Annotated in this window: 1 protein-coding gene; it reads left to right on the top strand. The window is 37.9% G+C overall.

Annotation, left to right across the window (positions count from 1 at the left end):
* Positions 1–136: 136 nt before the first annotated feature.
* Positions 137–610: an IS200/IS605 family transposase gene (gene tnpA / locus RV00_RS15920; RefSeq protein ID WP_071863499.1), complete on the top strand. Its 474-nt coding sequence runs from the start codon at positions 137–139 to the stop codon at positions 608–610.
* Positions 611–746 lie beyond the last annotated feature (136 nt).

The raw sequence follows: 746 nt of genomic DNA, 5'->3' as shown, positions 1-746 counted from the left end.
TTGTATGTTCTGAAAACCACTTGCTCTGCGAGTGGTTCCGGAGAGCTTCCAGCGTGGTATTAAAAAGACCTCCCAAAATTGATAAACTGATGTTGGTTTCCCGACCGCATCACAATCAAATTTAGGAGGAGCCCTTATGAAAAAGGATACTGAAAGTTTAGCACATACAAAATGGAGATGTAAGTATCACATTGTTTTTGCACCAAAATACAGAAGACAAATCATTTATGGAAAATATAAACAGAGTATTGGTGAGATTATTCGCGAGTTATGTGAAAGAGAAAAGGTTGAAATTTTAGAAGCAAATGCCTGTAAAGATCACATCCATCTTCTAGTAAGTATTCCACCAAAAATGAGCGTGTCACAATTCATAGGCTATCTGAAGGGAAAAAGTAGTTTAATGATTTTTGATCGTCATGCAGAGTTGAAATATCGTTACGGAAACCGAAGATTTTGGTGTAAAGGATATTTTGTGGATACAGTAGGAAGAAACAAGGATCAGATAGCTGAGTATATTCGTAATCAAATACAGGAAGATTATGTAGCAGATCAGCTAACGTTGTTCGAAGAACATGATCCGTTTACTGGAAAGAAAAACAAGAAGAAATAGAGAAAGATTCTTTTAGAATCAGCGAGTAGAAGTGGTGCGAGAGGGAAATCTTTCAGTAAGCCTTTTAGGCTATGGTCGGTAATAGAGGCTTCCAGCCGCAGAACAAACCACCCGTTCACACGGGTGGTTTTGATTT

The sequence above is a fragment of the Enterococcus devriesei genome (assembly GCF_001885905.1).
Classification (GTDB): domain Bacteria; phylum Bacillota; class Bacilli; order Lactobacillales; family Enterococcaceae; genus Enterococcus_A; species Enterococcus_A devriesei.
The sequence above is the reverse complement of the archived record's forward strand: the minus strand, read 5'-3'. Positions and strand labels throughout refer to the sequence as shown.

Coding starts and splice junctions, on each gene's coding strand:
- tnpA (WP_071863499.1), top strand. CDS start 137: ATGAAAAAGGATACTGAAAGTTTAGCACATACAAAATGGAGATGTAAG.